The following is a 4,052-nucleotide window of genomic DNA, read 5'->3' as shown; positions in this document are numbered from 1 at the left end:
GCCACATATCCAAGAGCCTCAGCTTCAGATCTAGGCATAGATCTGGTAGCTTTGGCAGCATACCTGCAGGAAGATCTATGATATTTCTTCCCAGTCCTGGTAATATAGACCACACTTTCAACCTTTTGACTGCTATTGCTTACAGCCTGGTTTGATGCAGCAGTGGTTGTACTCTTATTCCCCTTCCTGTAATCCCATGGAGCTATAGGGTTAGATTGTGCCCATAATCCCATGTTATTCCTTTCAGCATACTCCTGAGCCATTCTAAGCTGCTGATCATTTTTAGCATACTGCTCATACCACCAGGCATAGCCGTTCTTAACCAGTTCAAAATTAAGGTCTTTTCCTTTGTCATAGTAAACTACCCCAACTGTTCTTCCATATCTGTCAGTATCCTTTGCATCAACCTCAACAGTTTTTCCGAAGATCTTGTTATAAGTGAACTCCTTGGCTTCCAGTCCAAACTTTTGTGACTTCTCAGGAGTATCAATTCCATAGAATCTAATTTTGTATTTCTGATTATTGGATACTAAGTGGATAGTGTCTCCGTCACTGACATAGGTTACTTTACCGGTAATTGTTTCTGAAAAAACTGAGATTGAAAGTATTAAAAATAAAGTTATAAATCTTTTAAACATACATAAACCTCCATAATTATTACATAATTTAAACTATTTAAAAAATCAAAAAATATACTACTTTCAGTATACAATTATTTATTGAATCATTTTATAAATTTTTTTTAATATTTTTCTTCAAAATGTCCATTCAAATAAAAAAGCCGGAATTTAATCCGACTTTTCTGTGTTTATAAAATCTAATTTCTTTAGATATTTATCTTTTGAATAATCTTTCAAGATAACTTCTAGAGGTTGTGCCTTATCAAAATAATAGCCCTGGAAATTATGACATCCAAGAGAGATTAATTTTTCTATTTCCTCTTTAGTTTCAACCCCTTCAGCAATAACTTCGAAGCCGGATAATTCTCCTACTTTTACAGAAAAACTTATTATTAATGAATTAATAGAGCTTTTTTCTACATTGGTTATGAAGGATCTATCAATTTTTAACTCTGATATAGGAAATTTCTCTAAATAGCTTAGCGAGGAGTATCCTGTCCCAAAATCATCAATAGAAAATTTCACTCCTAAATTTATTAATTTGTTCATTTTTTCAAGAGTAGAAAGTGAATGTGTCATTGCAGATCGCTCTGTTATCTCAAGAATTATTAGGTTTCTTGATTCAGAATCCACCAGTATATTTTTTATATCTCTGACAAAACTCTCTTTTTCAAAAAATAATGGAGAAATATTTACAGATATACATGTATTTAGTTTTTTAGCAGCTTCTAGAGAATCTTTTAATACCAATTCTGTTATTCTATGGATAAGAAAAGACGTTTCAGAAACAGGGATAAAAAAACTTGGAGGAATCATGCCTTTTTCGGGGTGAATCCATCTTACAAGAGCTTCAAACTGCACTTTTTTATCCTTGGAAAAAATTTTAGGCTGAAAAAATGTTTTAAATTCGTTATTATTTATACCTACTAGTATTTCTTCCTGCATAACAGAATCATTAATAGATGTATTTTTTTTATTTAAGGCTAAGCGATTGATAGAGTTATTAACAAAACTTTCTTTCTCTTCTCCTTTATACTCAACGTATAGAATATTAAGCTCAATAAAGTAATTTTTTTTATTCAATTTGTTAAAAAGTGAAAGTTTATTTTCAAGTTTTTTTATAAGAGTATTTTTAGCTGCAAGTGAACAGTCTGGTAAAATCACCATAAATTTATTTCCTTCTAAACGAACAACTTTATCACTATTTCTAAAACTGTCCTTTAATATATTTACTGTTATTTTTACTATGTTGTCCCCAGCTTGAAGTCCCGACTTATTATTTATATAGGTTAGGTTTAAGATATCTATAAAACATATAGATGCAGAACGCTCTGATTGTTTCATCGATTTTGAGAGGTCTTCAAGAATCTTCAAACCTTCTTTTCTGTTATATGCACTAGTTAATAAATCTAAAGATTCTATTTTTTTTGACTTATTTTTTAAATATAGGTGCTCTGATCGTAATTTTCTAAAAGATGATACCAATGGAATAGAAAATAAAAATGTAATTACAGTATTAAAAAAATGCCTAAGTGCATGTTTTTCTATTAATTGTTTATCACATTGATAGAAAGCGATTAAGCAGATCGAAACTATTAATAATAAACTGAAAACAGATAAATAACTTTGGTATATTTTGTCTTTAAAAAAATTTTTCAAAATCACACCTCATTTTGTATTTGTAATTATGTATTATATTATTACTACGAAAGGGAACAAATTACAATAGTTTAATCACTTCAATTAACCACTTTAAGCTTTGTAATTGTTACTCTATTGTTTTAATTTTATTTTTAATATCAATCAAAAAAGTGACAAAATTAGACGTCTTTAAGTATTGTAATACATATATATAATTATAACTTGACAATTTTGGTCAATTTTTATACTATTGCTTTATATTCGGACACCATAAAATAATGAAATTTTATAGCAGTTTCTCCAATAAAAGGAAAAAATTTCTTTACGAAAATAATTAAATAATGTAAAATCTTTTGATTTTATAAAAAAATAAATTTGGAGGTGTCATGAATAATAGAAAAAGAATATGTATTTCATTTGTTACAATTTTAATAATTAGTTATAGTTTTTTTATAGATCAATTTTATGAAATCAATGAAAAAGTAAAAACATTTGATATCTTTACAGGAATGGCTGGAACATTTTTTATTCTTTTAGTATTAATTGAAGTACAGCATCATACTGTCTCAAAAAAAAGTTATCATTTTCTAAATAGTGGAATAATTTTATTGTTATTTTCACATTTTTCAGGTTTATTATGTAAAATGTATGAATATCCTGAAGTATTACGGCAAATTTCCTATGATTTTATAGAAGTTATTTCATTTATTCTTATTTTTATAGGGATACATTTTACAATGCAGGAAAATGACTTGAATATTAGTAAACTAAAAAAACTAGCATCCACAGACGACTTAACCAATGTTTATAATAGATATGAAATGATTAATAGATTTAATTTGTTAAAGAAAATTTCAGATAGAAATGATAATCCTTTATCAGTCATATATTTTGACATTGACCATTTTAAGAAAATCAATGACACCTATGGTCATTCAATGGGAGATTCTGTTTTAAAAGAATTGTCCTCTTTAATATCATGTAATTTAAGAGAACAGGATATTTTTGGTAGACACGGAGGAGATGAATTTTTGATAATATTACCTGAAACTGATCTCAAAGGTGCTGTAACTCTAGCAGAAAAATTATGTGATAAAACTGAGCATTTTAAATTTAAAAAAATTTCAAAACTAACTATTAGTTGTGGCGTGGCACAACATAAAAAATTAGAAGCAATAGAAAAGACTATAAAACGATCAGACGAAGCTCTTTATTTATCTAAAAGAAAAGGAAGAAATTGTGTAAGCTCTGAACAAGATGAAAGTTCTTTTTAAGTACCAGATTATATTTAATTTTAACTATGAAAATTTTATAGCGTTATTTTGAGCCTCTATTATGGAGGCTTTTTTTATTTTTAGAAAAATTGTAAAATGACAAATCTCTCTTGACTTGTCAACTTAAAGGTTGTAGAATTTAATTCGAGGTGATTGAGTGAATAACAAACAATATTCACTGATTAAAATTGGTGAAAGAATAGAATTTTTAAAAAAAGAAAAAGGAATTACAAATGCGTATATCTCAGAAAATTTAAATGTTTCAGAGCAAGCTGTGTCTAAAATAATTACAAAATTAAAAAATGGTAAAAATTGTAATTTAGGAACTATAATAAGTGTTTTTGATGTTCTTGGAGTTGACTTTTTAAAAGAACGATTGTAATTTTTTTACACCCTTTGACAACCTTAAAGTTGTAAAGAGAGGAACTTCAATTTTAACAAAGATATTAACAAATTTAGTTTTGAAAAGGTGAGAGATTGGAGAGAAAAAAATTTGAAGTTAATTATTTTTCCGAGT

At 27.5% G+C, this 4,052-nt stretch carries 4 protein-coding genes; 2 read left to right on the top strand and 2 right to left on the bottom strand.

The annotated features are described in order from the left end of the window. Positions 1 to 638, bottom strand: a 638-nt coding sequence (locus tag ABZA26_RS09355; RefSeq protein WP_372714257.1) for a thermonuclease family protein, incomplete at its 3' end; no start/stop codon positions are given. A 150-nt stretch (positions 639 to 788) separates the two neighbouring features. After that, complete coding sequence (locus tag ABZA26_RS09350) at positions 789 to 2,279, bottom strand: EAL domain-containing protein (RefSeq protein WP_372714256.1); 1,491 nt, start codon at positions 2,277 to 2,279, stop codon at positions 789 to 791. Positions 2,280 to 2,647: 368 nt separating this feature from the next. Between ABZA26_RS09350 and ABZA26_RS09345 the strand changes: the two genes are divergently transcribed. Both ABZA26_RS09345 and ABZA26_RS09340 read left to right on the top strand, forming a co-directional pair. Beyond that, positions 2,648 to 3,535 carry a GGDEF domain-containing protein gene (locus tag ABZA26_RS09345; RefSeq protein ID WP_372714255.1) on the top strand — a complete coding sequence of 296 codons (888 nt, stop codon included), beginning with the start codon at positions 2,648 to 2,650 and terminating at the stop codon, positions 3,533 to 3,535. Positions 3,536 to 3,692: 157 nt separating this feature from the next. After that, positions 3,693 to 3,917, top strand: a complete 225-nt coding sequence (locus ABZA26_RS09340; RefSeq protein WP_372714254.1) for a helix-turn-helix domain-containing protein — start codon at positions 3,693 to 3,695, stop codon at positions 3,915 to 3,917. The last annotated feature ends 135 nt before the right edge of the window (positions 3,918 to 4,052 follow it).

The organism is Ilyobacter sp. (genome assembly GCF_041583315.1).
In the GTDB taxonomy this organism is placed as follows: domain Bacteria; phylum Fusobacteriota; class Fusobacteriia; order Fusobacteriales; family Fusobacteriaceae; genus Ilyobacter.
This window is presented reverse-complemented; position numbering and strand designations above follow the sequence as displayed.

Excerpts from the sequence above, each read along its gene's own strand:
- ABZA26_RS09345 (WP_372714255.1), top strand. The coding sequence starts at position 2,648 with ATGAATAATAGAAAAAGAATATGTATTTCATTTGTTACAATTTTAATA.